Raw genomic sequence first — 26,754 nt, 5'->3', positions numbered from 1 at the left:
CACTGGTGGCAACTCTTGAAGAAACTGAGGCAAAACGCCCAACGTGGTCCACTGAAGACGGGGCCTCGCGTGTTCCTTATTGGATTTTTCAGCGTCAAGATATTTTGGAAGCGGAGAATAGGAAGCTATTTCACGGCCCTGTGTGGAACTTCCTATGCTTAGAGGCCGAGCTCAGAGAAGCCGGAGACTTCGTGGCCGTTTCTGCCGGAGAAACTCCCGTCATCGTAACTCGCGATAAGGACGGAGAGTTGTATGCTTTCGAGAATCGCTGCGCGCATCGTGGTTCGTTGCTAGCCCTGGAAGATCGAGGAAACGTTAAAGACTTCACCTGCGTCTATCACGCATGGACACACAGTCTTCAGGGCGATTTGATCGGGGTTGCCTTCAAGGATGGAATCAAGGGCTGTGGTGGTATCGCCGATGATTTCAAAATGGAAAACCAGGGGCCTCGCAAAATGCGGGTGTCAGTCCTGCATGGGCTGGTCTTCGGAAGTTTCGACGAAAATGTTGATGACATCGAAGACTATCTCGGTGAAGCCGTCCTAGAGCGTATCGAGCGTGTTCTAGGTGGACGGAAACCGGTTGTCTTGGGGCGTTTCACCCAAATCCTTCCCAACAACTGGAAGCTTTACGTCGAAAACACTAAGGACAGTTACCATGCGAGCATCCTTCATACCTTCTTCACGACTTTCGAGCTTAATCGTCTGTCGCAAAAGGGAGGAATTATCGTCAATGAAACAGGTGGATGTCATGTCAGCTATTCGTGTGTGGATCACGGCGAGACGCTGGATGATGATCAGAAGAATGCCTACAAAGACGAGAATATTCGATCAGATTCCGATCTCAGTCTGACTGATATGTCGCTCTTGGCGAGCTTCAAGGAATACGACGATGATATTACTCTTCAAATCTTGTCCGTATTTCCGAACTTCGTTTTGCAACAGATCCAAAACTCGATTGCGGTACGTACGGTTCTGCCCAAGGGCACGGACAGTATGCATCTGAAATGGACCTATATCGGGTTCGAGGACGACACACCGGAGCAACGCAAAACGCGTCTGAAGCTGTCCAACCTGATCGGACCGGGCGGGTATGTTTCGATGGAAGATGGGTGTATCGGGAACTTCGTTCAACGCGGAACAAAGGGAGCGCCTGACGAGCGCGCTGTTCTCGCGATGGGCGGACATTCAATCGAGACAGGAACAGATCGCATTACCGAGGCCGCCATTCGTGGGTTCTGGACCGAATATCGTGGGAGGATGGGCCTGTGAACGACTTCAAGAAAATAGCAGAGCTGACAAACCTCATCGGGATGGTTCAGGCACGGTATGCCTACGCGATTGACGACGGTGATTTCTATGATTGGCCAACGTTCTTTGTCGATGACTGCTTTTATCAGATCACGTCTGCTGACAACTTTGCCCAGGGTCTGGAGGCCGGATTGATGTGGCTGGACAGCAAGGCGATGCTGCATGACCGCATTTTGTCGCTGCTGGAGGCAAATGTTTACGAACGGCATTCGTACCGGCACATTCTCGGACAACCTCATATTTCGAGCATTGAGGGTGACGAGGTAGAATCCGAAACCTCGTTCATGGTGGCAAGAATTACCCGTGAGGGCCCGACCGACCTGTATGCGACGGGGCGCTATGTTGATCGGTATAAAGTCACAGAAAGCGACGCGAAGATCATGAAGCGCATTGTCGTTCTTGACAGCAGCTATGTCGATACACTGCTCGGGTTTCCACTGTGACAAGCGCAAATACCAAGCCGGTGCTGGTAACCATTGGTGACCCCAATGGCATTGGTCCGGAAATTGCGGTCAAAGCAGCGGCGACATTGCACGAAGATCCTCGTTATCGGCCTGTTTTGCTGGGGGACGACTATATCGTTGCTCCCCTCGCAGACGCCCTCGGATTTGGCCTGCAAACCGATCGTTCCAAGTGGGGTAGCACGGCGAAAACGATCGATCTGTTTGTCATCAATGCAATGCCTCCTGCGAATTACGTACCCGGGACCGTTAATGCCGCTGCCGGGCGGGCCACCGTTTCCTATGTCGAAGCGGCCTTGGCGTTGCTTGCCGACGGAGCCGGTCGAGGAGTTATCGGGTGCCCCCATTCCGAAACGGCAGTAAATGCCTCTGGGCGTGTCTTTTCAGGTTATCCGAATTTGCTGTCGGAATTGTTGAAAACCGGGCCCGACAGCGTCTTCCTGATGTTGGTTGGCGGGGGGCTACGCGTCGTACACGTTACGCTTCACGAAGGGATCAACAGCGCGTTAAGGCGGTTAAACTCGGAACTGATTGAGAAGGCCGCGCTTGCCGCTGATTCCGCCCTGCGCGACTTGGGAGTGGCGAAACCGCGCGTTGGAGTGTTTGGAATCAATCCACATGCTGGCGAAAACGGCCTGTTCGGCGACGAGGACAACCGTATCGTCGCCCCTGCGATCCAAAAACTGCGGGAGCAAGGCGTCGATGCACACGGCCCCGAGGGCGCCGACACAATGCTGGCCCGTGACGGGTTCGATGCATATGTCGCGATGTATCACGATCAAGGGCATATTCCCGTCAAATTGCTGGCAGGGAGAAAAGCGTCGGCACTGTCGATCGGGGCTGACACCCTATTTTCCAGCGTTGGGCACGGCGCGGCCTTTGATATTGCGGGCAAAAACTGCGCAGACCCTGAGGCTGTCATTCGAGCAATAAAACTGGTTGGAGGGGCAAAATGATCTATCAAATCTCTGTCACAGGCGAAGACATCGCTTTTGAATGCACCGAGGATGAAACCGTTTTGGATGCGGCCGAACGTGCCGGCTTCGCGATCCCTTATTCTTGCCGAAAAGGCGTCTGTTCATCATGCGAAGGTGGTATTACATCCGGCGAGGCTGCCGTTCGTGGGCAGGGTACCTGCGTCGGGCCTGCCGAAGGTGTGTTTTTGTGCCAGGCCAGACCTCGCTCGGATCTTGAAATCGACCCGAAAAGTATCAAGAAAGTTGAACCCGTTTCTCGCAAGACATTCGAGGCCAAAGTTCGAAAAATTGGGCATCCCGCTTCTGACGTGTCAGTCATTAGTTTGAGGTTCCCAATTGGCAACCGATCCGTCTTTCAGGCTGGTCAGTACCTAAGTGTGCTAATGCCCGACGGCGATAGCAGAAACTACTCGATGGCCAATCCACCCCATCAGAACGATGGTATTGAATTGCACATTCGCCACGTTCCTGGCGGGAAGTTTTCTCAAACGGTTCTTGCCAACCTTGAAAAGGGGGCTGTTCTTTCCGTCGAGCTTCCTTTTGGCAATTTCACCTTGAATGAAGATACAGATAAGCCCGCGATCCTGATCGCAACGGGAACGGGATTTGCCCCGATCAAATCGATCGTCGAACACCAAATCAAGCAAGGTGGCTCGCGTCCAATTCATCTTTATTGGGGTGCGAACACCGAAGCCGATCTCTACCTGCGCTCTCTTCCAGACAAATGGGCCGAAAAGCACGAGTGGTTTACGTTTACGCCCGTTCTTTCGGATCCTCCGGACACATGGAATGGTCGGACCGGCTTCGTACATAAGGCGGTCCAATCGGACCATCCGGATATGTCGAGCCTAGAGGTTTATGCTTGTGGCGCCCCAATGATGATTGACGCCGCAAAAAAGGATTTTTGCGCCGCCTCCAAGCTCGACAAGGCGGCCTTCTACAGCGATGCGTTTGTGCCCTCGGGCGAACCAACAGGCGATATGCCTGCATAGGCAGAAGCCACAGGGACGAGCGTCACAACTTACAAGTTCGTCAAGGCTAATTTCCAAGGGAGGAGTATGCCGTGAAATTTCAACAGCAACCTGAGAGCAGATCTCAATCATATCCAGTACCGGTTGAAGGTGTTGCTTCGCTCGACTTTGACCCCTACGCATCAGAGGTGCTTAGGGATCCATATCCGCATTATGAAATGATGCGCGAGGCGGGGCCAATCGTCTGGCTGAAAAAATACGGGGTTTATGCGGTGACGCGGTACGATAGCGTACGCAAAGTGTTGACCGATCCGGAAACATATTGCTCCAGTGCCGGCGTCGGCCTTACCAATTTTCACACCGAAGAACCTTGGCGGCAACCAAGTATCATACTGGAAGTTGATCCGCCCGAGCATACCAAGACCAGAGCCGTCTTCACACGTATTCTTTCACCCCGCGCATTGAAAAAACTGACTTCCACATTCGAAGCTCAGGCGGAGCTGATGGTTGATCGGATGATTGAAAAGGGTGTTTGCGACGGCGTTAAGGACTTGGCAGACGCGTTCCCGATCAAAGTTTTTGGAGACGCGGTTGGTGTGCCAAAGGACGGACGGGAGCATCTTCTGCCCTATGGCGATATGGTCTTCAACGCGTTTGGCCCCGCCAATGATCGTTTCAAAGAATGCCTCGCAAATCTGGGGCCTGCGACGGAATGGATTACCAATGCTTGCCAACGCGAAAACCTGACTTCGGACGGATTTGGCGCAGAGCTTTATGCTGCAGCTGATGCGGGCGATATTTCGCATGAAGATGCGGGAATGCTCGTGCGCACAACTCTCTCGGCCGGATTGGACACGACAATTTTCACAATGGGGAACGCGCTCGTCAATCTGGGCCGCAACCCAGACCAATGGGCCGTGTTGCGCGATGACCCGAAAAGAGCGCGTGCGACAATTGAAGAAGTACTGCGCTATGACAGCACCTTCCACTCTTTCTATCGCACGACCACAACGGAAACCGAACTGGAAGGCGTTCCTTTGGCAAGGGAACAAAAGGTACTGGTTTTTGTTGCGTCAGCAAATCGCGATCCGCGTCATTGGGCGGATCCCGACCGCTTTGACGTATTGCGCAAAGCCACGGGCAACATGGGCTTCGGAGCAGGGATTCATGGCTGTGCAGGTCAAATGATTGCGCGGATGGAAGGCGAAATCGCTTTGCGAACTTTGGCATCCAAAGTCGAATCAATTGAACTGTTGGGGGAACCGATTCTGCATTTCAATAACACCGTACGCGGATACACCAGCATGCCAATGCGCGTGACGGCCAAAAAACACTAAGGGAGGGCGACATGCCTACGATCACCTATGAACTCGCCGACGGGACCAGAACGGATATCAAAGTGGATGTCGGAGCAAATGTAATGCGCACCGCCATTGACGCCGATATTCCCGGCATTGTGGCCGAATGCGGCGGAGCAGCGATGTGCGCAACCTGCCATGTATATCTTGAAAAGGATTCAGCCTCGGCATTCACCGCGATAAGCGACGTCGAGGAGGAAATGCTGGAGTGCGTTGCGGAAGATCGCCAGCCGGAAAGCCGACTGAGTTGCCAACTCTACGTTCCTGAAGGGATAGAGCAAGTCATTGTTCGGTTGCCCAAAACCCAAGGCTGAATGTTCTGCATTCCCGGTGAGAAAGAATAGGAAGACCCCATGAACACCAAGAAAAAAGTGGCGATTGTAACTGGTGGCGCAAGCGGTATTGGCTTTGCGTTCACGCGAAGCCTTGCTGACGCAGGATACGCCGTTGTCATCGCAGATATGGCCGGAGCGGATGAAGCTGCCAATAGACTTAAAAGCGAAGGCTTTGATGTGATCGGCGTTAAGGCCGATGTCGCTAACGTAGACGACACAAACGCGATGGTTGCCGCGGCGGTCGACAATTTTGGCGGCCTGGATTTGTTGGTGAACAATGCGGGTATTTTCACCTCGCTGAAGCTAAAGCCATTTGACCAAATTGAACCCGCTGAATGGATGAAAGTGATGGAGGTCAATACGCTCGGCCCATTTCTTTGTGCCAAAGCGGCGCTCCCAGAACTACGTAAGAGTACGGCCGGCAGGATCGTGAATATCGCGTCAACGTCGCAACTTAAAGGTGCTCCGTTCATGCTGCACTACACGTCTAGCAAAGGAGCTGTTGTGTCTTTTACCCGCGCCTTGGCGCGTGAATTGGGCAAAGACAACATTACAGTGAATGCTATTGCGCCTGGATTTACGCTCAGCGACGGAGTGCTTGCAACTGGCATGGAAGAAATCATGGGCGACGTGGTCAGGAAGTCCAGCCGCTCCATCCCGCGCGATCAGGTACCGGGTGATCTGACTGGCGCGCTGCTCTTTCTTGCCAGTGATGGCGCGGCATTCATTACCGGACAGACCGTCGCCGTAGATGGCGGGAGCTACTTCCTGTGACCCGGTCGTATGCTTCACTGTCCATGTATATTGACGGCCATTTCATAGGGGCCGATGATCGGGATGGAGAGCCGGTTTATAACCCGGCCAACGGACAAGTTGTCGGCCAGTTGCCCCATGCCATGCCCGAAGATCTGGATGCAGCCATTGCTGCGGCGGATCGTGCGTTCCAAACGTGGCGCTGGACGTCACCCTTAGAACGCAGCCGTATTCTGCGCAGCGTTGCGGGTATGATCCGAGATCGGGTCGAGGATATCGCCTATAGCCTCACAATGGATCAGGGCAAGCCGCTGACCGAAGCCAGAATGGAAGTCATGGGGGCCGCGGATCATGCAGAGTGGCACGCAGAGGAATGTCGCCGCATCTACGGGCGCGTCATCCCGCCGCGTGATCCAAGCGTCCGCCAGACTGTTATTCGCCAGCCTGTTGGCGTCTGTGCATCATTCTCGCCTTGGAATTATCCACTCAATCAGGCGCTTCGCAAAATCTGCGCCGCTTTGGGATCGGGATGTACGATTATCCTCAAGGCCTCCGAGGACGCACCAAGCGCCGTCGTTGCGCTGGCGCAAATGTTTCATGACGCGGGCTTGCCAGCGGGGTGCCTCAATGTCGTTTGGGGCGTGCCTGCTCAGATATCGGAGCATCTCATCAAGTCACCTAACGTGCGCAAAATCTCATTTACCGGGTCAATCCCCGTTGGAAAACATCTAGCGGCAATGGCTGGGGCGCATATGAAGCGCGTCACAATGGAACTGGGTGGGCATTCTCCGGTTCTGGTGTTCGATGATGCCGATATTGACAAGGCCGCGACCCTTTTGGCCGGTTATAAAGGGTTGAACGCAGGTCAAGTGTGTATGTCGCCAAGCCGGTTCTACGTCCATGAAAGCGTGGCCGAAGAATTTGGCGAAAAATTTTCCAAAGCCTTTGGAACGCGCGTAGTCGGAGACGGCATGGACAGTGCCACGACAATGGGCCCGCTAGCCCATAACCGACGTGTGAGCGCGATGACCGAGTTTGTTTCCGACGCAACCGCCAAAGGTGCAAGTATATTGACCGGCGGCAAGGCCATGTCAGGCCCAGGTAACTTCTTTCCGCCGACCGTGTTGATGAATACGCCTGACACGGCAAATATCATGCGCGAAGAACCTTTTGGACCGGTCGCTCCTATCACAACCTTCAGTGATGTGGATGAAGTGCTTTCCCGAGCAAACGCGTTGCCGTTCGGGCTTGCCTCCTATGTCTTCACCCAATCGCTCCGGACCTCGCACTATGTAGCCTCAAGGCTCGAAGCGGGCATGGTGAACGTCAACCACTTTGGCATCGCATTGCCAGAGACACCTTTGGGAGGCGTCAAGGACAGCGGTATGGGCAGCGAGGGCGGCAGCGAGACCTTTGACGCCTATCTTGCCACCAAGTTTATCTCCGAGACGACAGCATAGGAAACTGACATGAAAAAGAAGATACTCATTGTCGGTGCGGGGCAGGCCGCGTGCTCTCTTGCCGGAAAGTACAGACAGCAAGATAGCGAGGCTGCGATTACGATAGTGGGCGAAGAGCGTTATCTTCCCTATCAGCGCCCACCGTTGTCAAAAAAATATGTAACCGGGGAAATGAGTGTCGAGAGTTTGTTCCTTCGCCCCGAGGCTTGGTATCAAAAGAACGATATCTCCCTTCTCTCGGGCCACCGTGTCGTGCGTATTGTTAGAAAATCCAAGCAGGTCCAACTCGATGACGGGCGCGTTCTGGACTATGACAAGCTGGCCCTGACAACGGGCACGCGTCCCAGAGCCTTGCCAAACGAGATGGGCGGGGAGCTCAAAGGTGTCTATGTCGTTCGTGGCATCGACGATGCGAACGCTTTTGCAGCCGAAATTGCTTCGGGGCGGCGTGCCTTGGTGATCGGCGGCGGCTATATCGGGCTGGAAGCGGCCGCCGTGCTGAGAAATAAAGGTCTTCAGGTGCGGGTCGTCGAGATGGCCGACCGCATCTTGCAACGCGTTGCCTGCGCCGAAACATCAAACTACTTTCGACAGCTCCACCACGAAAACGGCGTGCAGATTGACGAAGCTCTTGGCGTAAAGCGTCTCGTCGGTAACAATGGCCGCGTGGCGGGCGCTGAGTTTTCTGACGGCAGCGCTATGGAAGTTGATTTCGTGATTGTTGGCGTCGGTGTCGTGGCCAATGACGACCTGGCCCGAGATGCCGGCCTGAACGTGGATCAGGGAATCCTTGTCAATTCCTTCGGACAGACGAATGACAAAAACATATACGCCGCTGGTGACTGCACGCGGTTTGAATATCTGGGCCAGATGGTGCGGCTAGAATCCGTTCAGAATGCAGTAGATCAGGCCGAGTCTACGGCATCGAATATGGCAGGGTTTGCAACTCCATATACTCCCTACCCATGGTTTTGGTCGGATCAATTCGATGTAAAGCTACAGATTGCAGGGCTAAATCAAAGTTATACGGACACCGTTACACGAGTTGGAACAAAACCCGGCAGCCTGTCTGTGTGGTATTTCGCAAAAGAGCGGCTGGTCTCCGTCGACGCGATGAATGATCCTCGGACATTCATGACTGCAAAGAAAATGTTCTCGTCAAATCAATTGGCGAGCGTCGAGCAGATCAGGGATCCTGACTTTGACCCAAGGTCCGTCTTGGGCGCATAACCAAGGCGATCCTTGGGCAAATCGCTTGTGGGAAGGTGAAGCATCATATGAAATCGGCTCTTGTTTCGGAAGTACGGATTGGAACACCGGTCCCATTCGGGCCAAACAACGCGAGCAGTGCTATCACTAAGAAAGCGGTTCTCGGAAAGGTTTGGCTGTCCCCTCTTGGGATAGAAGGCGACGTGCAGGCCGATCAAGAAAAACATGGCGGGCTTGACAAGGCGCTCCATCAATACTGCTCTGGTCACTATGAACACTGGAAACGGGTTTTGCCAGGGACCGAGGATCTTAGCCCTGGCACGTTCGGAGAGAATATCGTTGCATGCGACCACGATGAGACCAACGTATGCCTCGGTGATTCCTTTCAGATTGGCGAGGCGGTTGTGCAGGTTTCACAACCACGACAACCTTGTTGGAAGCTTAACGTTCGGATCAGTCAACCCGGGTTTGCGAAACTTGTTCAGTCATCTGGTTTGACTGGCTGGTATTATAGAGTCTTGCAAACTGGGTGGGTGGCAGCAGGAGATGCGATTACTCTCATCGACAGGCCAAACCGAGAATGGCCTTTGCAAAGGGTTCATAAGACACTCTACCACGCTCCATTGAATTTTGATCTTACTAGTGATCTGGGCTCAGTGAGAGAGCTTTCCGTTTCTTGGAAGAATTTGATTAGGTCCAGACTGAAGAATCGAGCCGTTGAAAGTTGGTCCTCTCGCCTCCGAGATTAGTGCTTAAACGCGGAGATCTAATCAGCAAACCAAACCGTTACTGCAAGTACTGCAAGTGTCCGTCGTCATATTAAATGGGACATGAGAGCGGTAATTGGCACATATCTCGGAATGGGAACAAGCAGAGTATTTTGACATATTTTGAATGCATATGATCATCAGTAGTGAATGAAGCTTTTAATTAGCATAATCCTCATTATGCGATTCTTGGTCAGCCCCAAATTCCCGCGTAAAATTCGTCCTCTACCTCCTCCCTGTGGGCGAATTCCTGGCGGCACCGGTATTGCCGGTGCCGCTCTTTCCGAAAGAGTAATTGAACGGCCTTTAATGTTTGCGAGACGGATCATCCCGTGACCTGCGTATCGGCAGGCATCCCATTCCGGCGATCTCGCGCCGTTCCAAGATTTCTTCTCTGCACCTCCGAATGTAACATATATCGCGTGGCGACATTTCGCGCATCGTGTCCGTCTCAACGGCATGAACTTGCGGGAGCGTGTAGCACTGAACATCCAGGACTTGAGACGCGCCCGCGGCCTCAGCCAGGAGGAGCTTGCTCATCGGGCCGATGTAAGCCGCGGCCATATGGGCAAGGTCGAGAACGCCAAGTTCGCGGCCTCCCTCGACCTCCTCGAACGTATCGCCAAAGCACTGAACGTAGATCCAGAAGAACTCTTCGCAAAACGCTAGCCAGATTTTGCCAGCCCCTGAAGCGTCCTGGAGCGGAACGTTTCAAGAGGTAATCAAATGGAGCGTGGTGAGTTCAATGGGTAAGAGAAAGACAGGCTGGCCCTTCCAAGACGGGTTTCTGAACGACGGGGTACAGGAACTTCACCTGTTCACCGACTACCGTTGGAACGATGGCTCGGTGAGCCGCCGATGGCATGTCGACCCCGATCAATTTGACGCCAGTCTTGCCGTCGTGCGCCCGTTTTCCCTGACGCCCAATGACAGCTCAGATCAGTAGGAAAACCACTCCGAGTGGCCCATGTTGCCCTCGTAGTCCCCGTATTCGACCATGATGCTACGGGAATAGAAGTGCCACAGGCCATCACCGCTTGGGTAGGCGATCTCCTGACCGCTTTCCGAGATGAATGTCGCGGGCCAGGGCGTGTGGGACCCGTAGACCCGCTGGATATAGCGGCAGGTCCGGTTTTCGCGATCGCAGGAACGGATCGACCAGTCCCACTGACGCGGCTCGTCGCGCGGCTCGTAGGAGCGCCCGGTGAACCAGATCACATGAGTGCGGTTCAGCCATTCGTATTCCGGCAGATTGGTGTCGAGCTCGCCCACTCCACCGGGTCCACCCAGCTCCACCGGCACATGGGCAAAGGTGCAGACCCCGAAGGGCGGTAGGCTTGGCCAGGGCGTGATGCGGCGGATCATGATGCGATAGGCGCGTGCGCAGACCGCGCTCGGAGGGAAACCACCCGCCATGCAGAGCATGATGGCGCAATCGATGTCATAGGCCTGCGCCTTCTGCGGGGCTCCGAACACCGCCATCACTCCCATTGCAGTTGCCATCACCTGTCGCTTCATGTCGCTCTCCCGCAAAAGTTGCGCAGACTATCGCGCAATATGTATTTATCTGCAATATGTCGTATTGACTCTATATGACTTTATGGATTTAAGCGCAGGAAGTAGAAGGGCTCTCGTGGGGAGAGTCCGAACATGCCGATAGCGCGCAACCAGATCCTGATCACCATCGATGGTGTCAAAGACCTGTCCGAGAAGGGCATCGCGTTCCGCTGCCGGTATGAACTCGTGGGGTTCACGGACGATGGCAAGCCGCGCTACCAGTGCATCTACCTGCGCGAGGGTCAGCCGGAAGCCATTCTGGTCTCGACCCGGATCACCCCGCACGGGCCAGAGCCGCGGTATTTCAACATATGGCCGGGGCTCTTCAAACATCATTTCGAGTTCGGTGACGGGCGCGATCTGCGCTTTGGTCCTGACTATGAGCTCACCCTCGAGGAGCGCGGCTGACGTCATCGCCTTCGGCCGCGATGGGGCGGCCCGGACCTCGGGCTGGACCTTCCACGGTAAGCGCCCTGCATGGGCTGGTTTAAATCATAGCGTTGAGGCCGAAGTCGTTCTGGCCTCGCTGGACGCCACGCCGCCTTCCGGTCGCGACGACATCCTCTCCCTGATCCGGACGACTGCCGTCCGCCACCAGGGGAACCGTGCCCTGCGCCTAGCTGATCTGAGTGCCGACGACTGGCAGATCCTGTTCCGCGCCCTGGTCGAAGCTGAAAGCAGCTATAACCCGACTGCCGTCAGCCCTAAAGGCGCATATGGTTTGGGCCAGTTGATGCCGGACACGGCACGTACGCTCGGCGTCGATCCGCGCGACCCGTCCCAGAACCTCGATGGCGCGGCGCGCTACCTGCTCGCGCAGCTCGCTACGTTCAAGGATATCGACTTGGCGCTGGCAGCCTATAGTGCCGGGCCGCATCGCGTGATCGAATATTCCGGGATCCCCCCCTTCACCGAGACCCGCGACTACATCGCGCGCATCCATCGGATCCGGTCCCGGCTGGCGGGCACACCCGTTTCCGCGCCGGACATCCGCGTCGCAGACCGGGTTCCAGCCCGCGCGCCCGTCCTCATCGATATTCAGTAAAACAAGGGAACTTCGCATGCTCCGACATCGCCTCAGCCGCCTCTTGCCCGCCGCCACAACCCTGGCGGCTTTCGCAACGCCCGCCTTCGCGCAAGACTTGTCACCGATCCAGACCATGCTGGAAACCGTCGAGGCCGCGCTGACTGGTCCGATCGGGATCGCGGTCGCCACGCTCGCGGTCATCGGCACCGGCTTCATGTGCATGATGGGACGGCTCAACTGGGGCTGGTTCGCCTCGGTCATCATCGGGATCGTGCTGATCTTCTCGGCCGGCACCATCGTCGACGGCTTCTCCTGAGGTTGGAGAATAGAGTTGGCAGAACGATCCCCCCTCTTTCTGGGCCTCGCCCGTCCGCCCAAGTATCTGGGTCTCCCTGTCGGATACCTCGTGGTGCTGGCGACCGGGGTCGTTCTGCCGTTCATCTGGACGAAGTCGATGGTTTTCTTCCTGATCGGCCTTGTCGCCTATCCGATCCTCTGGTTCGTCGCTGACCGCGAGCCGCATTTCTTCGAAGTGCTGCGCGTCTCCTATGGATCAGTGCGCCCGACGAAGAACCGGGCCCTGCACGGAGGCGACAGCTTTGGCGCTTGATGCGGGCACTCTTTCCACTCACGGAACCGCTCTGCTTCGGGCTGGCGGTGGGGAGTTCGCGCGGGAAAGCTATCTCGCGGAGCATCTGCCGTATTTTGCGCTCGCGGATGACGATGTCATGGTCTTGCGCGAAGGCGACCTCTTGGCGACCCTGCGCCTTGATGGTCTGAATCCGATGACCTCTGAGGACGCCCGGCTCGACGCGCTCAAACGCGCGGTCGCGGCCATCGTCGCCCAGACTGGCAGTGCCTTCGGCTTCTACATTCACCGCATCTCCGTGCCGCAGGATCTTGGGATGCGCCCCATCGAGGGCGACAGCTTCGCCGCCGCAATCGATGCGCGCTGGCAGGCCCATGTCAAAGACCTGCGCCCCGCCAAGCGCCAACTCTATCTCAGCGTCATCCGTCGCCCCGACATCTCAGCCCGCATTCCGCTCCTGCGCGCTCTGGCCCGCAAGGCCTGGGTCAAGGACCGCGCGACACGGATGCAGGAGCTGAACGAGGTCATGGGCTTCTTCGAGGTGGCGCTTGCCTCGGCCAACCCCGTCAGGCTCACGAAGTCGGGCGGCGAGTGGCTGGGCTACCTCAACACGCTGAACGCCGGCAGCTTCTCCCCCATCGCCTTCGGGCAAAGTGCCCTGCCTCTCTCGCATACCTTGAGCAATTGCCGCGCGACCTTCGACGGCGACGTTGTCACCCTCACCGACGCCGTGACCGGCCAGGTCAAATACGGTGCGCTCTTTTCGATGAAGACCTACCCGGCATTGACCGATGTGACGCTGCTCGACGCGCTCGACCTGCCGCTCGACATCGTGCTGACGAACTCCTTCAGCCCGATCCCGAACAACATCATGGCCGAACGAATCCAGCGGATTATCCGCCAGATGCATGCCTCCGACGATGCCGCCGTCTCTCTGCGAGAACAGCTCGGCCAGGCCGCCGATGATCAGGAAGCAGGCCGCATTGCCTTCGGGGACCATCATCTCTCCATCGCGGTTTATGCGCCAGACCGCGACACGCTCGAACGTGCCGCCGCCCAGATCAAGCGCGTGGGCCAAGAGATCATGTCCGTGATCGTGCGCGAGAACATGGCACTGAAAGCCACCTACTTCGCGCAATCCCCCGGCAACTTCGGCTACCGGGCGCGCAAGACGCCGATCTCCTCGATCAACTTCGCCGACTTCGCAGCGCTCCACGGCAGCGTCGAGGGGCGTGGCCCTGATCAGTCGCCCTGGGGCCAAACCATCTCGGTCCTGCCCACGGTTGGCACCTCGGGATATCGCTTCAATTTCCACGAGGCGGGCGGCCCCGGCAAGGAACCGACCGTCGGCCATACGCTGGTTCTGGGGCGCACCGGCACGGGCAAGACGCTGACCACTGCCTTCCTCACGGCGCAGGCGCAGCGGGTCGGCGCGCGGCTTTTCTTCTTCGACAAGGATCGCGGTCTCGAGATGGCCGTCCGCGCCCTTGGCGGCCGCTACAATGAAATCCGGGCCGGTGTGCCGACGGGTCTCAGCCCGCTTGCCACCGAGACCGACGAGCGCGGCCGCGCCTGGCTGTCGGACTGGCTCGCGACCCTGCTCTCGCGCAATGGCACGCTCTCGGGCGAACAGTCCCGCCACATCCAGAGCGCGGTCTCGCAAAATGCCCATGCCGAGGGTTCGCTCCGGCGCTTCGCGAGTTTCGAGACCCTGTTTCAGTCGCTCGACGACGATGGCGAGCTGCAGTCCCGCGTCGCCGAATGGGCCCCGGGTGGGCGCTATGGCTGGGTCTTCGATGAGCCGGAACAGGGTGCCGGGCTTGAACTGGCCTCCGACATCATCGGTTTCGACATGACCGAGATCCTCGATATGACCACCGAGCGGATGGCGGTGCTCTCCTATATCTTCCGCCAGATCGAACGCGTGGTCGAAGATCGTCGTCCCACCATCATCGTGCTCGACGAGGCCTGGAAGCTCCTCGACGATCCCTACTTCGGGGCGCGGCTGGAAAACTGGCTGGTGACGCTGCGCAAGATGAACTGCGTCGTGATCATGATGACGCAGTATCCGAGCCAGCTGCGGGACAGCCGCGTCGGCAAGACCATCGTCGAGACCGTCCCGACTCAGATCCTCTTCCCGAACGACCGCGCCACCATCTCGGATTACGACTTCCTGCGCGTGAACGCCAAGGAGGCGGCCCTTCTCGTTCAGCCCACCATTGGCCAGCGCATCGCGCTTGTCCGCTCGGCGGGTGACAGCGTCTTCGTCGACGCCGATCTCTCCGCCTTGGGCAACCTCCTCCCAATCCTTGGCGGTGGTGCCACCGGCGAGGCGCGCGTGCCTGCCGGTTGGCGTGCCAATCCCGATTTCTGGAGACATGTACTATGAGTTCGCAACCCCTTCTCGCGCTTTGCGCCGCCGCGAGCCTTCTCTCAGCTTGCGAGAAATACACCGAGAAAACCTCCCCCTGCTTTGGACGCAATGGCGCGCCGCAGGTGACGCGGTCTGCCCTCTCCTTCTCGACCATGGGCGCTCCGGTTCAAGAGTCGGCCCAACCCGATTGCACCTTCGACCCCCTGCCCCGTCCGGAATGAACCGCGCCGCGATCATATCCGCCGGGCTCTGCCTCGGCCTCAGCGCCCTGCCCGCGATCGCGCAAGGCGTACCGACGCAGGACAATTCCGCGATCGGTCGCGCCATTGCGCGGGTGACGGCGCTGGCCGAGGATCTGGGCGTCCAGCAAGACAAGGATCGGACCGAGTCCACGCTGGCCGATGTCCAGTCCGATCAGCTGCGCGTCCTCGAGGAGATGACCGCCGCTATCACCGGTCCCGGCTTCGATATCCGTGCGCTCGAGGGCAATGCGGATTTCGGGGTCGAGGCGGTCTATCCCGGCACCGACATCAGTCCGATGAACAGCCGGCTTTTCGGCGAAGGCCGTGAGACCGTCGAGATGATGATTGTCGAGGTCGCGGGCGAATTCGCAGGCGCGCCGGGTGTGGCCCGGGCAGGTCTCTCGGCCACCCAGTGGCGCTGCCTCTTCCAGGCCCTGATCAAGCAGGAAAGCCGCTTCAACGTCGCCGCTGAAAGCCCGGTCGGCGCCTATGGCCTGACTCAGCTCATGCCCGGCACCGCCTCCGATCTTGGAGTCGACCGCTATGACGTAAAAGACAACCTCCGCGGCGGCGCGCGTTACATCACCACGCAACTGAACCGCTTCGGCAATATCCCCCATGCACTTGCGGCCTATAACGCGGGGCCGGGCCGGGTGATCGAATACGGTGGCGTGCCGCCCTTTGCTGAGACCCAAGGCTACGTGCGCAACATCTCGAAATTCTATAACGAATACCTGGCTGTCGTGGGCGGTGCCGATGCGCTTGGCACGCTCTCCCCCTCGGATTTTGCCCTCGCCGAATATGCCAGCATCTCCGAGGCGGGCGTCTATTACGCCGCCGACAGCTCCGCCACCACCGAACAGGTCATCAATCGTCTGCGCGCGATCATCCTGCAGATCGATGCCCAACCCAATGCCAAGGCGGCCTGGGAGCTCAACACCTACGCCAAGGCCGAGATCGGCCGCATCCTGGGTCTCCGCGTCCGGCTGATGGCGGCAAACCAGCAGCGCGAGGCGGCCTACGCGCAGCACCTCGTGGCCGACCGTCTGGCCGAGCGCGACTTCATGCAGATGGGAGTTCCCGAATGAGACAGCTTCTCCTAACCGTAGCTGCGGTCACCACACTCGGGTTTGCCTCGCCCGCCACGGCCCAGGGCGTACCGACCTTTGATGGCTCGCAGCTTGGTCAACTCGTGGCCCAGCTCGAGCACATGGCCGAGGACCTGAATGTCCAGATGCAGCAGCTCGCCACCATGCGGCTGGAACTGGAAACCCAGCTTTCGCAGCTGACGAACCTCGAGGCGCAACTGACCTCGCTCATCGAAGGCAGCGGGTTGGGTGAACTCTTCGCCACGGTCGAGGAGTTCCGCGCGCTGCGTGGCAAGCTGGTGGCCCCCCTCAACACCGCGCAGTCTTTGGCCAGCGGCGACTTCTTCAGCGGGTTCAATCCCGGCGCGGAACTGTCGGCCTCGGTCGAGCGGGTGCTTTCGGGCAGCGGGTTTACTTCGGAGCGCCTGAGCACGCTTTCGGACTCCGATCAACCCGCCGACAACCGTATCGCCGCCTCGGCAGGGGCCAGCGCCATGTTGTCGGTCGCCGCGCAGGAAAGCCATGAAGAGGCAGGCCAGAGCCTCGAGCGGCTCGAGACCATGGTCGGGCTCATCGACGATCAGGACGGGCTGAAAGCTGCGGTCGATCTCAACACGCGCGTCACCGCCGAACTTGGCATCATCCTGACCCAGATCTGGCGGTTGGAAGCGGCGCAAGGCGTCAGCGCTGGCCAGCTCGGCGTCGTCGATGCCGCGACCCTCGCGGATGAGCGCAAGTTTCGCTCGATGGCGGTGGATCCATGAGGAAGTCCGTGACCCACGGGTTGGCTCCAGTTCGGGCGCTTGGTCTCGCAGCGATGGTCCTCAGTACTCTGCCCAATGCTGCGTTGGCGCAGACCCTGACCACGCAGCCATCCGGCAACACGCCCTTCAGCTCGATGGCCATCGGGCAGGACGAGTCCGACGTATGCCGTGTTCCGAAGCCGCCCACCGATCTGGCCGATACCGCCTATCTTCGTAATGGCTACCGCGCGATCCTGCGCATCCTGATCGCCGAGGAAGCCCTCGCCGCGGAAACCTGCGCCTGCCTGCTGGACGACTTCACCTGGGATCAGGCGCTTGACGCCCTGTCCCGGTTCCAGACCTCGGACAATCGGCGTCTGCCGTTCAAGGTGCTCGATCTCTACGCGCAGGCCGATGCGCTCGAGGCGCAAGTTGTGGAGGCTTGTGCCGAGTAAATGGGAGTTATTCGCGACATCCTGAGCCAGGTCGACGCCGCGGTGGATACCGTGGCACAGGACGGCTTTGTCTCCTCGGCGGGTGCCGTCGGCGACGTGATCTCAGCCGGAGCCGCGCTCCTTGTCGTGCTCCTCGGGATCAACGCCGTGATGCAGCTCCGGCCCCTACCCTTCGGTACCGGCTTTGCTTTCGGCATGAAGATCGCGCTCGTGGGCATATTCGCGCAGAGCTGGGACAATTTCAGCGTGATCTATGAAATCGTCACGCGCGTGCCCGACTCCGTCGGCGCCTCGATCCTCGCGCTCACCGGCTCGGGCGACGAGGCCGGGGTCTATGAGAGCCTCGACAACATGGTCGCCCGCATCACCGCCTATGGCGACACGATCGGCGACCGCGCGGGCTGGGTCTTCGGCGCGGTCCTGGGCGCGATCTTCTTCGTCCTTTCCGCCGCCTTCGCCGCCGTCACCGCCGGGATCATCGCCTTCGCCCGCATCGTCTTCGCCCTGATGATCGTGATCGCTCCCTTCATGATCGTGACCTCACTCTTCAAGCCGACCCAGTCCCTCTTCGAGGCCTGGACCCGCGCCACCATCGGCTATGCGCTCATGCCGGTCGCGGCCGCGGGCGCCGCGGGCATCATCGTTGCCATCGCCGAGGCCATCGGGGACGCCTCCGCCGATCCGGGCGATGTCGAAACCGTCAGCCTCATCCTGCCCTTCCTCGTGATCCTCATCCTCAGCGCTGGGATCATGGCTTCGGTCCCCTACATCGCCTCCAACCTCACCGGCGTTGTCGGCATTGCGTCCAATGCCGTGGGGCTGACCGGCCTTGCACGTCAGGGCTTCGTGAACACGCGGGAGTACGGCACCGGCGCAACCGCGCGCCTCGTCACCGGAAAGTCTCCGCATGAGCTGAACCAGATGGCCAACGCAGGTGTGGTGAAAACCGGCGAGGTGATCCGGCAAAGCCCCGGCGCGCTCCTCTCCGCCGCCAAGGCCTTCCGCAAACCTTGATGTGAAAGACGACTGACTTGAAGAAGACGGTACCTAGTTCCCCCGCGCCTGACCGCGACGCCTTCGAGGCGGATTTCATCTACGGGCCAAGGCGGCGCGAGCGCTTTGCCTGGTTCGTTGCGGCGGCAGGCGTGCTGGTCGGCGTGGCCGGCATGGTCGCGGGCGCGAGCCTATTTCCCCTTAAATCGACCGAGACCTTCGTGGTCGTGGTCGACAAGGAAACCGGAGAAATGGACCGGGTCGCCGCCGTCCAGGCGCTGACGCTCTCCGAGAGCGACGCCATCATTCAGGCCAATCTCGTCGCTTACGTCGATGACCGCGAAACCTATGACCTGACGGATGGCGAGCAACGCATCAACTCGGTGCTCGACCGCTCGGATGGCGATGCGGCCCGCACATTGCGCGATCTCTGGTCCTCGACCAATGAAGACTACCCGATCACCGTCTATGGGCGCGACGCCAAGATCGAGGTGATCATCAAGTCGGTGAACCAGATCGAGCGCGGCGTGGCCCAGGTCCGCTTCACCCGCACGCTGCGCCGTCCCCGCGACACCCGCACCGTCACCCGGTCTTACGTCGCCACCGTCGGCTACGACTTCCAACCCGAAACCCGCCAGCGCCTTCAGGACGTCTGGGCCAACCCCTTGGGCTTCGTGGTGACCTCCTACCGCGTCGACGCCGAGACCCTGGAGAACTGACCCAAATGAAATCCCTGCCCGCGCTCCTCACCACGTTTCTCCTAGCGCTTGCCATTCCTATTGCCGCCCTTGCCGAGGCCACGCCGCAAGGCGGCCCGCTCGATATCCGCATCCGCACTGCCGTCTATAATGAAAACCAGGTCTACCGGATCGAAACCGACCTGAGGCATTCGACGACGATTCATTTCGGAGCGGGCGAGCGGTTCGAGGCGGTCATTGTCGGCGACACCGAGAGCTTCCAGGTCGATCCGATCCCCGAGCTCGGCAATGTGCTGACGATCAAACCGCATGTGGCCAATGCCTCGACCAACATGACGGTGATCACCAATCGCCGCACCTATTCCTTCCATCTGCGCGAGGGCTCGATCCCGAACCGCACAGGTATGTTCTTCGAGGTGCGCTTCCGCTACCCCGATGAGGAACGCCGCGTGGCGGGTGCCACCCAGCCAAAGGGCTATGAGGCCCCGCGCAACTACAACTACCGCGTCTCGGGAGAAGGGGATTTCCGCCCCAGCCATATCTATGACGACGGGCGCTATACATATTTCGTCTTCCCGGAGAACGGTCGCCAGCCTGCCCTTTTCAAGGCCGATGACCAGGGCCGTGAGCGCACCGTCAACTGGACCCAACAAGGCAACACCGTCCGGGTGCTCGGGGTGAACACCTACTGGACGCTGCGCATTGGCGACGAAGCGATCTGCGCCTGGCGCGACGAGAGCGCGATCTATGTGAGCAACTGACCATGGCCGATCAAACCCCTCCCGATCTGCAAGACCGCCTCGATCAGTTCAACCAGCGCGGCAAATCCAAGCGCCGTGGCAACAGCCTCGGGGTTGGTGCGCTCGCCGCCGCCCTCGCCCTTGGCGGGGCCGGGGTCGCGTATTTCCTGGCCACCGGACTGCAAGAGGGCGACAATGCACTTGAGACCTCAGATGTCGAAACCTTTCAGGACCGGCGCCCCGGTACCGGCGGGCGGCTGGAGTTTCCACCCGACGAAACCGAGCAGCGGGTCAACGACGCGCTGATCGCTGTCGAGGAAGCGCTCGATGTGCCCGCGGCCCCTGCCCCCGAGCCAAGCGTCGAGGTGCTGGCCGAGATCGCCAAACTCCGCGAGGCCCTCGCCGCCAGCCAGGCCGCCCGCAACTCGGAAATCCAGTCCGCCGTCTCAGATCTTCGGGAAGCATTCGACGAGCAAAAGGCCGCGCTCGAAGCAACGCTCGCCGCAAAGGAGACCGAGCTTGCAAACCTGCAGCGCCAGACCGAGACCCGTATTGAAGGGCTGCAGGCCATGCTTGATGCCGAGCGGGCGCAGCGCGAGGGGCTCGAGGCCGAGCTCGACCGCGAAGGGTTGATCGCCGATCAGCGCTTGCTCGAAGAACGGCGCCGGCAGGAAGAAGAACAGCGCCAGCGCGAGGCCGAGCGGGTCGCCGAGGAGCTTCTGACCGCGCAGATCAAATCCCCCGCAGTGGTCTATGCCGACGGTCCGCGTGGCGGCCAAAGTGGCGCGGCGGTCGCCGATCCTGCTGCCGCCGGCGCAAGTGGACCGGCCCTCTCGGGCAATGAGCAGTTCTTGCAACGCGCGCGACCGCTCGAGGTGCAGGAGGCCGCCCGCCTCACCCATCCCGAGCGCACGCTGACCCAAGGGTCCGTCATCCAGGCGGCGCTCCAGACCGCCATCAACAGCGACATGCCGGGCTCCGTTGTCGCGGTTGTCTCCGAACCGGTCCCGGCGTTTTCCGGGGACCGGATCCTGATCCCCCGGGGCTCCCGCCTTTTTGGCCAATACCGCTCCGGGATCGAGATGCATCAGAAACGCATCCTGATCCTCTGGACCCGCGTCCTGACCCCGGACGGCACTTCGATGGAAATCGCCGCCGTGGGCGGGGACCAGCTCGGGCGCTCGGGCCTCACCGGTCTGGTCGACACCAAGTTCGCCGAGCGTTTCGGTGGGGCGGCGCTGATTTCCGTGATCGGGGCGGCACCGGCCGTCGCGGCCGAAAGTGCCAATAACGAGACGACCAGCATCGTCCTAGGCGATGTCGGCAGCGATCTTCAGGACGCGGTCGGGTCCGTCATTGCCGATCAGGTCTCGATTGCGCCGACGATCTATGTCGATCAGGGGGCCTCGGTTACCGTGCTCGTGGACCGGGATGTGGTGATTAACTGATGGAGCAGGCGTCACCAGCTTCATACCTCGAGCGCTACCTCGACCCGTTCCGCGACCTCCTGAGGCGCGACGACGTGGTCGAGATCGCGATCAACCCGGATGGCAAGGTCTGGCTCGAGGTCGCGGGCGACGCCACCATGCGCCACGACGGCCAGACCGTGGACCGGACCACAGCCCTCAACATGGCCCAGACCATCGTCGGCGACGCCAAGGCCCGCGTCTCTGAAAAGAACCCCCTCGTCTCCGGCAAGGTGGAATATGCGGGCCGTCCCCTCCGGGTCCAGGTTGCCGTACCGCCCGCCATCGATCGCGGCGCCTCGATCACCATCCGCCTCTTCGCGTCGGGCAGCGTCCGAGACTACACACCCACCTATCTCTTCGGTAAGGCCGTCTCGCTCGATGCGCTCCGCGCCGAGAGGATGAAAAACATCGCCTCCCTCGCCGAAGAGAACCTTGAGGCCGCGCTGCAAACCCTGGTCGAGGTGCGGCTCAACGTCCTGATCAGCGGCGGCACCTCAACCGGCAAAACCACGTTCGCTCGCCACCTTCTCACCCATGTGAGCGAGCAGGAGCGGCTCATCACCATCGAAGACGCTTTTGAGCTCTTCCCCGGCCAGCCGAACACTGTTGCCCTACTGGCCGACCGCGGTTCCGGATCGCAACGCAGCGCCAACGCCCTCCTGCAGGCCTCCCTCCGCATGCGCCCTGACCGGATTATCGTCGGCGAGCTGCGAGGCGCAGAGGCCCTGACCTATCTCGAAGCCATCAACACCGGCCATGGCGGGTCGGTCTCAACCATCCACGCGGAGACGGCCGAACTGGCAATCGACCGGCTCGCGATCATGGTGCTACAGGCCGGCACACCGCTGACCTTTGCCGAGGTGCGGGAATACATCCGGAAATCCATCGATGTAATCGTGCAGCTGGGGCGGGCCGAAGGGAAGCGGGGGATTACGGAATTCTATCTGCCGGGGTCTTGAAAGCCCCAGAACAAAAGCGCTGAGCGGGTTTGCGACAGCGCGACGCTGGCCTTGCCTTCCAATACCCGAAGCGGACTTCTTTAGGGCGGTGAATTGGTAATTCCCCCCACAAAAACATGGGATTAACAGCTAAATAGAGGAGTTTCTCGACCCTAGCGTTCCTCGCCAGAGCCGGCTTGCTCATCAAACATTATGCGCCGACCTCGCCGCAAGTCACCTGTAATTCGTCAGTTCGCTGTGGAAGGGATTGCTATCGCGACACTTCTGACAATCTGCGCTGCACTCCGCCCGTGGGTGGGCATCTGAACCGCCCAGGGAAACGGTGGCGACGCCGAACGCTCGTACTGGTAGACCAGCACCTCGGGATGCAGCCTGTCATCGAGGTGCCGGCCCAGAGTGAATACAACGCTGTTGGGGGCTGCGATGAACAGGTGAACGCGTTTGACCCCTTTCGCCATGAGGTCACCCAGAAGATCCGTGAAGTCTTTCGCCATGGCAGATTGCTTGTCGGCAGACCAGTGCGCCGTCGTGCTCACAGTTGGCAAAGCGAGGCGGATCAGAGGCATATCACCGAGAGTCGCCCTGATACCGTCTGCGTCCGACGGGTAGGAAACAGCGACGGCCAAAGCTACCTCCGGAACATCGTCCTTCAGACCTTCGTCTCCGAAAACGCCGAACCGGTCTCCGTCATCTTCGCCGTCAGGTTCGCGCCATTTTTCTGCGAAACGATCCCAGTCCATCACGGTGAGACCGGCTTCATTGCCAACCATCATACCGGTCAGGAACGTCAGCGGAACCGGAGCCATGCCACCGTAGACCAGCCTGACGTTGCCAGGACCCGCCGCATCACGCTTCTGACGAAGCTGTTGCCGCAACCCGGCAATCTGTGAGAGTGCATCTTCGGGACTGCTGATCTGACTCGTTGAGGTCGACTGCCGGTGGTCGACCGGCAGGAGATCGATACGGCCTTTCAGGTGCTTCGGCACGGCAGAGGCAAGGGGAGTATCAACGGTCTGGTGCAGCCCGCGGTGCTCCAGCACAACCACGCTCTGCTTCCTGAGCTGCCGCCGGTCGGCGATGTGATCGATCACACCAAGGACACCCCCCGCAGCGAGGAGCAGAATGCCGAGGAAGACGGTGATCTGGGACCAGTAGACCGATAGCCCGCCACCATCCGCCTGCACGACCAGCCGCAGGACGCGGTCCGCATCGATCCAGGAAAGATCACCGGCCAGCCCGCCGACGCCCAACCCGGCGACGATCAATGTGACACCGGCACGCAGCAACCTCGACGGCCAGGACGGGAACCGGAAGACATAGGTGATCAATCCATCGAAAAACCGGTCACCATGTTTGCGCCAGAACGACATGTCTTCAGCCTCCGGATCAGCCAATATTTACGATGAACTGACCGCTGCGCGCGGCCAGTTTGCCATTCTTCACAATGAAACACTCAATGCTGTGCTGGCCCCGATAGAGGGCGCTCTCAGAATGGGACAGACCTCCCCGGACCGCCGCGTCCGGGCTGAAGCCCCCACGCAGGCAATCCGCATCCTCGGCTTCCCTTCCGGTGTTCACGATCTGCCAGTAGACCTTGAAACGCCCGGTCACCGTTGTGTCCGCCTCAAAGCGCAGGCTGCAATTTCTGGGAAGCGGCGCGCCATTGCTCACGAAGCTCTGCGGCCTGAATCCCTGCTGCGTGAAGCTCGCCGTACGAATAGTCACGCTACCTTCCGCAGCCTGCGGCCATCGCGGTCTTCGCATATAGGCTGGCGCAAGGACGAGATTCACCGCACGGACCAGCCGCGCGGGAACACCCGGTTTCCTGGCCGGATTGCGACGGCCCAGTGCGCGTTCGACCAGCCCCTGCCCCATGCGTTCGCTGAGGACGGCGCCAACACCGTCGGCAGTGAGAGCCTGGTGTGCCGATGCAAAATCGCTGCGGGCCTGCTGAAGCCACTCTTGGAATGCGTCCCGGCGTTCGGAGTGCTCCTCCCACTTGTCAGCAAAATTTTCCTCGGGGTCGGCCGGGTTTTCGAGCCAGTCCACGCCATTGCGACGGGTAATATACCGGTCCATTCCGTGAAGGATCGAGAACAGCGCATCGGAGAGGCGTTCCTCCTGGTTATAGGCATGTGCAGCAAGGGTCGTGATCAGGATGGAGATCGGCTTGTCATCCGGCCGGTCGCTGAACATGAGATCGCGATGGCGTTTAAGGATCTGGATAGCGCCCTGCAGAGGGGTACGCACCCGCCATGCAGGAACATCCTCAACGCTGGCCTGCATCCTGCGCGCCTCGTTGAGAGCACGACTTCTGAACGCCTGGCCCATCCGATCGCGAAACCAGAGCGCATAGCCTTTGGGATTGCTGCGCGGCCAGCGGCCGCCTTCCTGCCGGAAGCCGTCGTGTTCCTTGTCTGTGATCGCGAGCGCAGTTGCCCCCAGTCGGGCAAGCGCGGGGCCCGCTTCACTCAGATAGCGCCGCTTCTCGAAGTCAGGCACCGCAGGCAGAACATCCATGTGAAACTGTGCGCCATCTGCGTAGACCAGGGTCCAGCAACGGCGCCCGTCTTCGGGTTTGCTCATGCCATATCGCCGGGCATAGGCTTTGACTTCGACGCCGACGCGACGTTTCAGCTCTGCCTGGGTCAGTGCCGACTTCTCGTAATCGAGGCGGCAGACCATATCGATGTCATAGTCTTCTTCGTCTGACGCGGGCCGTATTGCAGTCCCCAGCCGAAATGAACCCTGCACATACACGTCGGGACTGTCATCCCGAACAGTCGAGTCCGGCCGGTGCAACCACTCGCCGAGCGACTTGTAACTGCGCTCAGCCTGTTCATACCGACCGGGCGGGACCTGAAGCTCCTCAACTAAGTCTTCCAATAATTGATCAACAGGCCTGGTATTCGTCAAAGGGAATTCCATTATATTAAACCACCATACGGTGCTTATGCCCGTCGTCTACTGATTTGGCGAAGGCAGGGCTGAGTAGAAGAGAGGCGGCCAATCCCGCGAAGGTATGAAAATTTGCGCTCGGTGATTTACAATGGCCTAAGCGCTAATCTTGATCGTTGGCTCGAACCCCTTCCCCGGTTTTTGATCGTAGATCACCAAAGGCAGATCGGCTTTGGGCATTCGAGAGCGACCCGTTTCGACAGCCGCGGAAGCCGGAAGAACAGGAAATACGTTGATAGTCGCATCCTCGCCGTGGTGGGCCTTGATCCGATCAAAGAGCCTGCGAAGGTGAGTCTTATAGATTGCAAGATCGTCCTGTCTTCGCATGATGTCGTTATGAGGATCCTCTGCCGTGATCGACCAGATTGCAGCGTTATCGCCCAGAACCGAGCGAATTCTCTGATCATCTACGGTCGCGCTGAGCGCCAGCTTGAGGGCGACTGGTACGTCCTTCGGCCCAGAGTACTCGCCAATTTTGAAATTTATCGACGGCTGGTGGAGTTGCCATTTCCAAGTAGATGGCTCGCGATATTTTTGGTGAACACACACGGGCATGATGTCACCCAGCAATGTACCGAGCTCAATGAGAAGAGGCTGCGGAGCAAGCGCAAACACACTCAACTGAAGGATCTCCTTCTGCTCTATCCGCTCCTTCACCTTGCGTTGAAACTGACGATGCAGATGCGCGCTTTGCATGCCCCAAAATCCCGGTTCATCATCCTTGATTTCGGAGTTTAGCTCGATGTCGATGGTTCGTCGCTCCGCCGGATGTCTGTCGGGAGGCATAGCGGCAAAGATGGCTTTGGTGGAAACCAGCGAGTCCATCTGGCCGATAGTTGCCGCGAAACGGAGCACATGAGCTGCGCGGTCAGAGTCCATATCTGTAACAGTCTCGATCCGCTCTTCGTGCTCGCGCTTCATTGCCACGAGCGTTTCTTCCGGATAGTCGTCCACGTGATCTACGTCGATTTCCTTGTGATGGACGGGACACATTAGCATCAGGTTGCTGATGTCGCGGGCGAGAAGTGGCGAACGGACTTTGTCACCCCTCGGACCATTCTCGCTATCTGCCACAATATGCGCGATGAAACCGAACTTTCCGTCTTCCTTGCCAGCGATTAAATCCCCGACAAGGAGCTTGTTGCATCCTGAAAATTCACATCGACCCGCCGCCAAAGCCCACAATTGGGTCTGAATCTTGGCCGGGATGTTTGAACTAGACAATTTTCTGCTCCATTTTTGAATAGTGCCGCCACAGCGA

At 59.2% G+C, this 26,754-nt stretch carries 29 protein-coding genes; 25 read left to right on the top strand and 4 right to left on the bottom strand.

Annotated elements, in window-relative coordinates; genetic code table 11:
* The first annotated feature begins 5 nt into the window (after nt 1–5).
* The 12 genes from FGK64_RS21175 (at nt 6) to FGK64_RS21120 (ending at nt 10,547) form a co-directional block, all read left to right on the top strand.
* Entirely contained in the window at nt 6–1,271 is a 1,266-nt protein-coding gene (locus FGK64_RS21175) for an aromatic ring-hydroxylating oxygenase subunit alpha (protein WP_226562413.1), read from the top strand.
* The gene (locus FGK64_RS21170; protein ID WP_210236612.1) at nt 1,268–1,753 is read left to right on the top strand and encodes an aromatic-ring-hydroxylating dioxygenase subunit beta; all 486 of its coding nucleotides are present in this window, start codon (nt 1,268–1,270) and stop codon (nt 1,751–1,753) included. The genes FGK64_RS21175 and FGK64_RS21170 overlap by 4 nt, the downstream gene beginning before the upstream one ends.
* The gene (locus FGK64_RS21165; RefSeq protein WP_138865860.1) at nt 1,750–2,727 is read left to right on the top strand and encodes a PdxA family dehydrogenase; all 978 of its coding nucleotides are present in this window, start codon (nt 1,750–1,752) and stop codon (nt 2,725–2,727) included. Before FGK64_RS21170 ends, FGK64_RS21165 begins: the two co-directional genes overlap by 4 nt.
* On the top strand, nt 2,724–3,740 hold the full coding sequence (locus tag FGK64_RS21160) for a 2Fe-2S iron-sulfur cluster-binding protein (protein ID WP_138865859.1): 1,017 nt from the start codon (nt 2,724–2,726) through the stop codon (nt 3,738–3,740). The genes FGK64_RS21165 and FGK64_RS21160 overlap by 4 nt, the downstream gene beginning before the upstream one ends.
* A 71-nt stretch (nt 3,741–3,811) precedes the next feature.
* Complete coding sequence (locus tag FGK64_RS21155) at nt 3,812–5,056, top strand: cytochrome P450 (protein WP_138865858.1); 1,245 nt, start codon at nt 3,812–3,814, stop codon at nt 5,054–5,056.
* Nucleotides 5,057–5,067: 11 nt separating this feature from the next.
* A complete protein-coding gene (locus tag FGK64_RS21150; RefSeq protein WP_138865857.1) occupies nt 5,068–5,391 on the top strand; it encodes a 2Fe-2S iron-sulfur cluster-binding protein in 324 nt (107 codons plus the stop codon).
* Between the two features lie 39 nt (nt 5,392–5,430).
* The gene (locus FGK64_RS21145; RefSeq protein ID WP_138865856.1) at nt 5,431–6,186 is read left to right on the top strand and encodes an SDR family NAD(P)-dependent oxidoreductase; all 756 of its coding nucleotides are present in this window, start codon (nt 5,431–5,433) and stop codon (nt 6,184–6,186) included.
* Nucleotides 6,183–7,625 (top strand): NAD-dependent succinate-semialdehyde dehydrogenase, encoded by a 1,443-nt coding sequence (locus tag FGK64_RS21140; RefSeq protein WP_246057869.1) that lies wholly within the window; start codon nt 6,183–6,185, stop codon nt 7,623–7,625. The genes FGK64_RS21145 and FGK64_RS21140 overlap by 4 nt, the downstream gene beginning before the upstream one ends.
* Before the next feature lie 9 nt (nt 7,626–7,634).
* Complete coding sequence (locus tag FGK64_RS21135) at nt 7,635–8,855, top strand: NAD(P)/FAD-dependent oxidoreductase (RefSeq protein WP_138865854.1); 1,221 nt, start codon at nt 7,635–7,637, stop codon at nt 8,853–8,855.
* Between the two features lie 47 nt (nt 8,856–8,902).
* Complete coding sequence (locus FGK64_RS22845; protein WP_138865853.1) at nt 8,903–9,583, top strand: MOSC domain-containing protein; 681 nt, start codon at nt 8,903–8,905, stop codon at nt 9,581–9,583.
* A 477-nt stretch (nt 9,584–10,060) separates the two neighbouring features.
* On the top strand, nt 10,061–10,270 hold the full coding sequence (locus tag FGK64_RS21125; RefSeq protein WP_138865852.1) for a helix-turn-helix domain-containing protein: 210 nt from the start codon (nt 10,061–10,063) through the stop codon (nt 10,268–10,270).
* Nucleotides 10,271–10,346: 76 nt separating this feature from the next.
* Nucleotides 10,347–10,547 (top strand): hypothetical protein, encoded by a 201-nt coding sequence (locus FGK64_RS21120; protein ID WP_138865851.1) that lies wholly within the window; start codon nt 10,347–10,349, stop codon nt 10,545–10,547.
* Here the strand turns inward: FGK64_RS21120 and FGK64_RS21115 are convergent.
* Nucleotides 10,541–11,119, bottom strand: coding sequence for a hypothetical protein (locus FGK64_RS21115; protein WP_138865850.1), 579 nt, complete (start codon nt 11,117–11,119; stop codon nt 10,541–10,543). The two genes, FGK64_RS21120 and FGK64_RS21115, sit on opposite strands and share 7 nt — an antisense overlap.
* Nucleotides 11,120–11,251: 132 nt before the next feature.
* Between FGK64_RS21115 and FGK64_RS21110 the strand changes: the two genes are divergently transcribed.
* The 13 genes from FGK64_RS21110 to FGK64_RS21045 all read left to right on the top strand — a co-directional run bounded on the left by FGK64_RS21110 (nt 11,252) and on the right by FGK64_RS21045 (nt 22,535).
* Nucleotides 11,252–11,566 carry a hypothetical protein gene (locus FGK64_RS21110; protein WP_138865849.1) on the top strand — a complete coding sequence of 105 codons (315 nt, stop codon included), beginning with the start codon at nt 11,252–11,254 and terminating at the stop codon, nt 11,564–11,566.
* Entirely contained in the window at nt 11,538–12,203 is a 666-nt protein-coding gene (locus FGK64_RS21105; protein WP_246057865.1) for a lytic transglycosylase domain-containing protein, read from the top strand. Before FGK64_RS21110 ends, FGK64_RS21105 begins: the two co-directional genes overlap by 29 nt.
* A gap of 16 nt (nt 12,204–12,219) precedes the next feature.
* Nucleotides 12,220–12,501 (top strand): TrbC/VirB2 family protein, encoded by a 282-nt coding sequence (locus FGK64_RS21100; protein ID WP_138865848.1) that lies wholly within the window; start codon nt 12,220–12,222, stop codon nt 12,499–12,501.
* Nucleotides 12,502–12,516: 15 nt separating this feature from the next.
* The gene (locus FGK64_RS21095; protein ID WP_038070148.1) at nt 12,517–12,795 is read left to right on the top strand and encodes a VirB3 family type IV secretion system protein; all 279 of its coding nucleotides are present in this window, start codon (nt 12,517–12,519) and stop codon (nt 12,793–12,795) included.
* The gene (locus FGK64_RS21090; RefSeq protein WP_246057861.1) at nt 12,734–15,163 is read left to right on the top strand and encodes a VirB4 family type IV secretion/conjugal transfer ATPase; all 2,430 of its coding nucleotides are present in this window, start codon (nt 12,734–12,736) and stop codon (nt 15,161–15,163) included. The genes FGK64_RS21095 and FGK64_RS21090 overlap by 62 nt, the downstream gene beginning before the upstream one ends.
* A gap of 202 nt (nt 15,164–15,365) precedes the next feature.
* A complete protein-coding gene (locus tag FGK64_RS21080) occupies nt 15,366–16,478 on the top strand; it encodes a lytic transglycosylase domain-containing protein (protein WP_138865845.1) in 1,113 nt (370 codons plus the stop codon).
* Nucleotides 16,475–17,242, top strand: a complete 768-nt coding sequence (locus FGK64_RS21075; RefSeq protein WP_138865844.1) for a type IV secretion system protein — start codon at nt 16,475–16,477, stop codon at nt 17,240–17,242. Before FGK64_RS21080 ends, FGK64_RS21075 begins: the two co-directional genes overlap by 4 nt.
* Nucleotides 17,239–17,676 carry a hypothetical protein gene (locus tag FGK64_RS21070; RefSeq protein WP_246057860.1) on the top strand — a complete coding sequence of 146 codons (438 nt, stop codon included), beginning with the start codon at nt 17,239–17,241 and terminating at the stop codon, nt 17,674–17,676. Before FGK64_RS21075 ends, FGK64_RS21070 begins: the two co-directional genes overlap by 4 nt.
* Entirely contained in the window at nt 17,677–18,690 is a 1,014-nt protein-coding gene (locus tag FGK64_RS21065) for a TrbL/VirB6 family protein (RefSeq protein ID WP_138865843.1), read from the top strand.
* A gap of 17 nt (nt 18,691–18,707) precedes the next feature.
* On the top strand, nt 18,708–19,388 hold the full coding sequence (locus FGK64_RS21060; protein WP_138865842.1) for a VirB8 family type IV secretion system protein: 681 nt from the start codon (nt 18,708–18,710) through the stop codon (nt 19,386–19,388).
* A gap of 5 nt (nt 19,389–19,393) precedes the next feature.
* A complete protein-coding gene (locus FGK64_RS21055; protein WP_138865841.1) occupies nt 19,394–20,128 on the top strand; it encodes a TrbG/VirB9 family P-type conjugative transfer protein in 735 nt (244 codons plus the stop codon).
* A 2-nt stretch (nt 20,129–20,130) separates the two neighbouring features.
* Complete coding sequence (locus FGK64_RS21050; RefSeq protein WP_138865840.1) at nt 20,131–21,555, top strand: TraB/TrbI/VirB10 family type IV secretion system protein; 1,425 nt, start codon at nt 20,131–20,133, stop codon at nt 21,553–21,555.
* Nucleotides 21,555–22,535 (top strand): ATPase, T2SS/T4P/T4SS family, encoded by a 981-nt coding sequence (locus tag FGK64_RS21045; protein WP_138865839.1) that lies wholly within the window; start codon nt 21,555–21,557, stop codon nt 22,533–22,535. The genes FGK64_RS21050 and FGK64_RS21045 overlap by 1 nt, the downstream gene beginning before the upstream one ends.
* 227 nt (nt 22,536–22,762) lie before the next feature.
* Here the strand turns inward: FGK64_RS21045 and FGK64_RS21040 are convergent, their stop codons facing one another.
* The 3 genes from FGK64_RS21040 to FGK64_RS21030 form a co-directional block, all read right to left on the bottom strand.
* Nucleotides 22,763–23,905: an SAVED domain-containing protein gene (locus FGK64_RS21040; RefSeq protein ID WP_138865838.1), complete on the bottom strand. Its 1,143-nt coding sequence runs from the start codon at nt 23,903–23,905 to the stop codon at nt 22,763–22,765.
* 16 nt (nt 23,906–23,921) lie between these two features.
* Nucleotides 23,922–25,451: a nucleotidyltransferase gene (locus FGK64_RS21035; RefSeq protein ID WP_210236611.1), complete on the bottom strand. Its 1,530-nt coding sequence runs from the start codon at nt 25,449–25,451 to the stop codon at nt 23,922–23,924.
* 138 nt (nt 25,452–25,589) lie between these two features.
* Nucleotides 25,590–26,717 (bottom strand): SAVED domain-containing protein, encoded by a 1,128-nt coding sequence (locus tag FGK64_RS21030; protein ID WP_138865836.1) that lies wholly within the window; start codon nt 26,715–26,717, stop codon nt 25,590–25,592.
* Between the last annotated feature and the right edge of the window lie 37 nt (nt 26,718–26,754).

Origin of the sequence: Arenibacterium halophilum, assembly GCF_005938225.1 — a bacterium.
Classification (GTDB): domain Bacteria; phylum Pseudomonadota; class Alphaproteobacteria; order Rhodobacterales; family Rhodobacteraceae; genus Arenibacterium; species Arenibacterium halophilum.
This window is presented reverse-complemented; position numbering and strand designations above follow the sequence as displayed.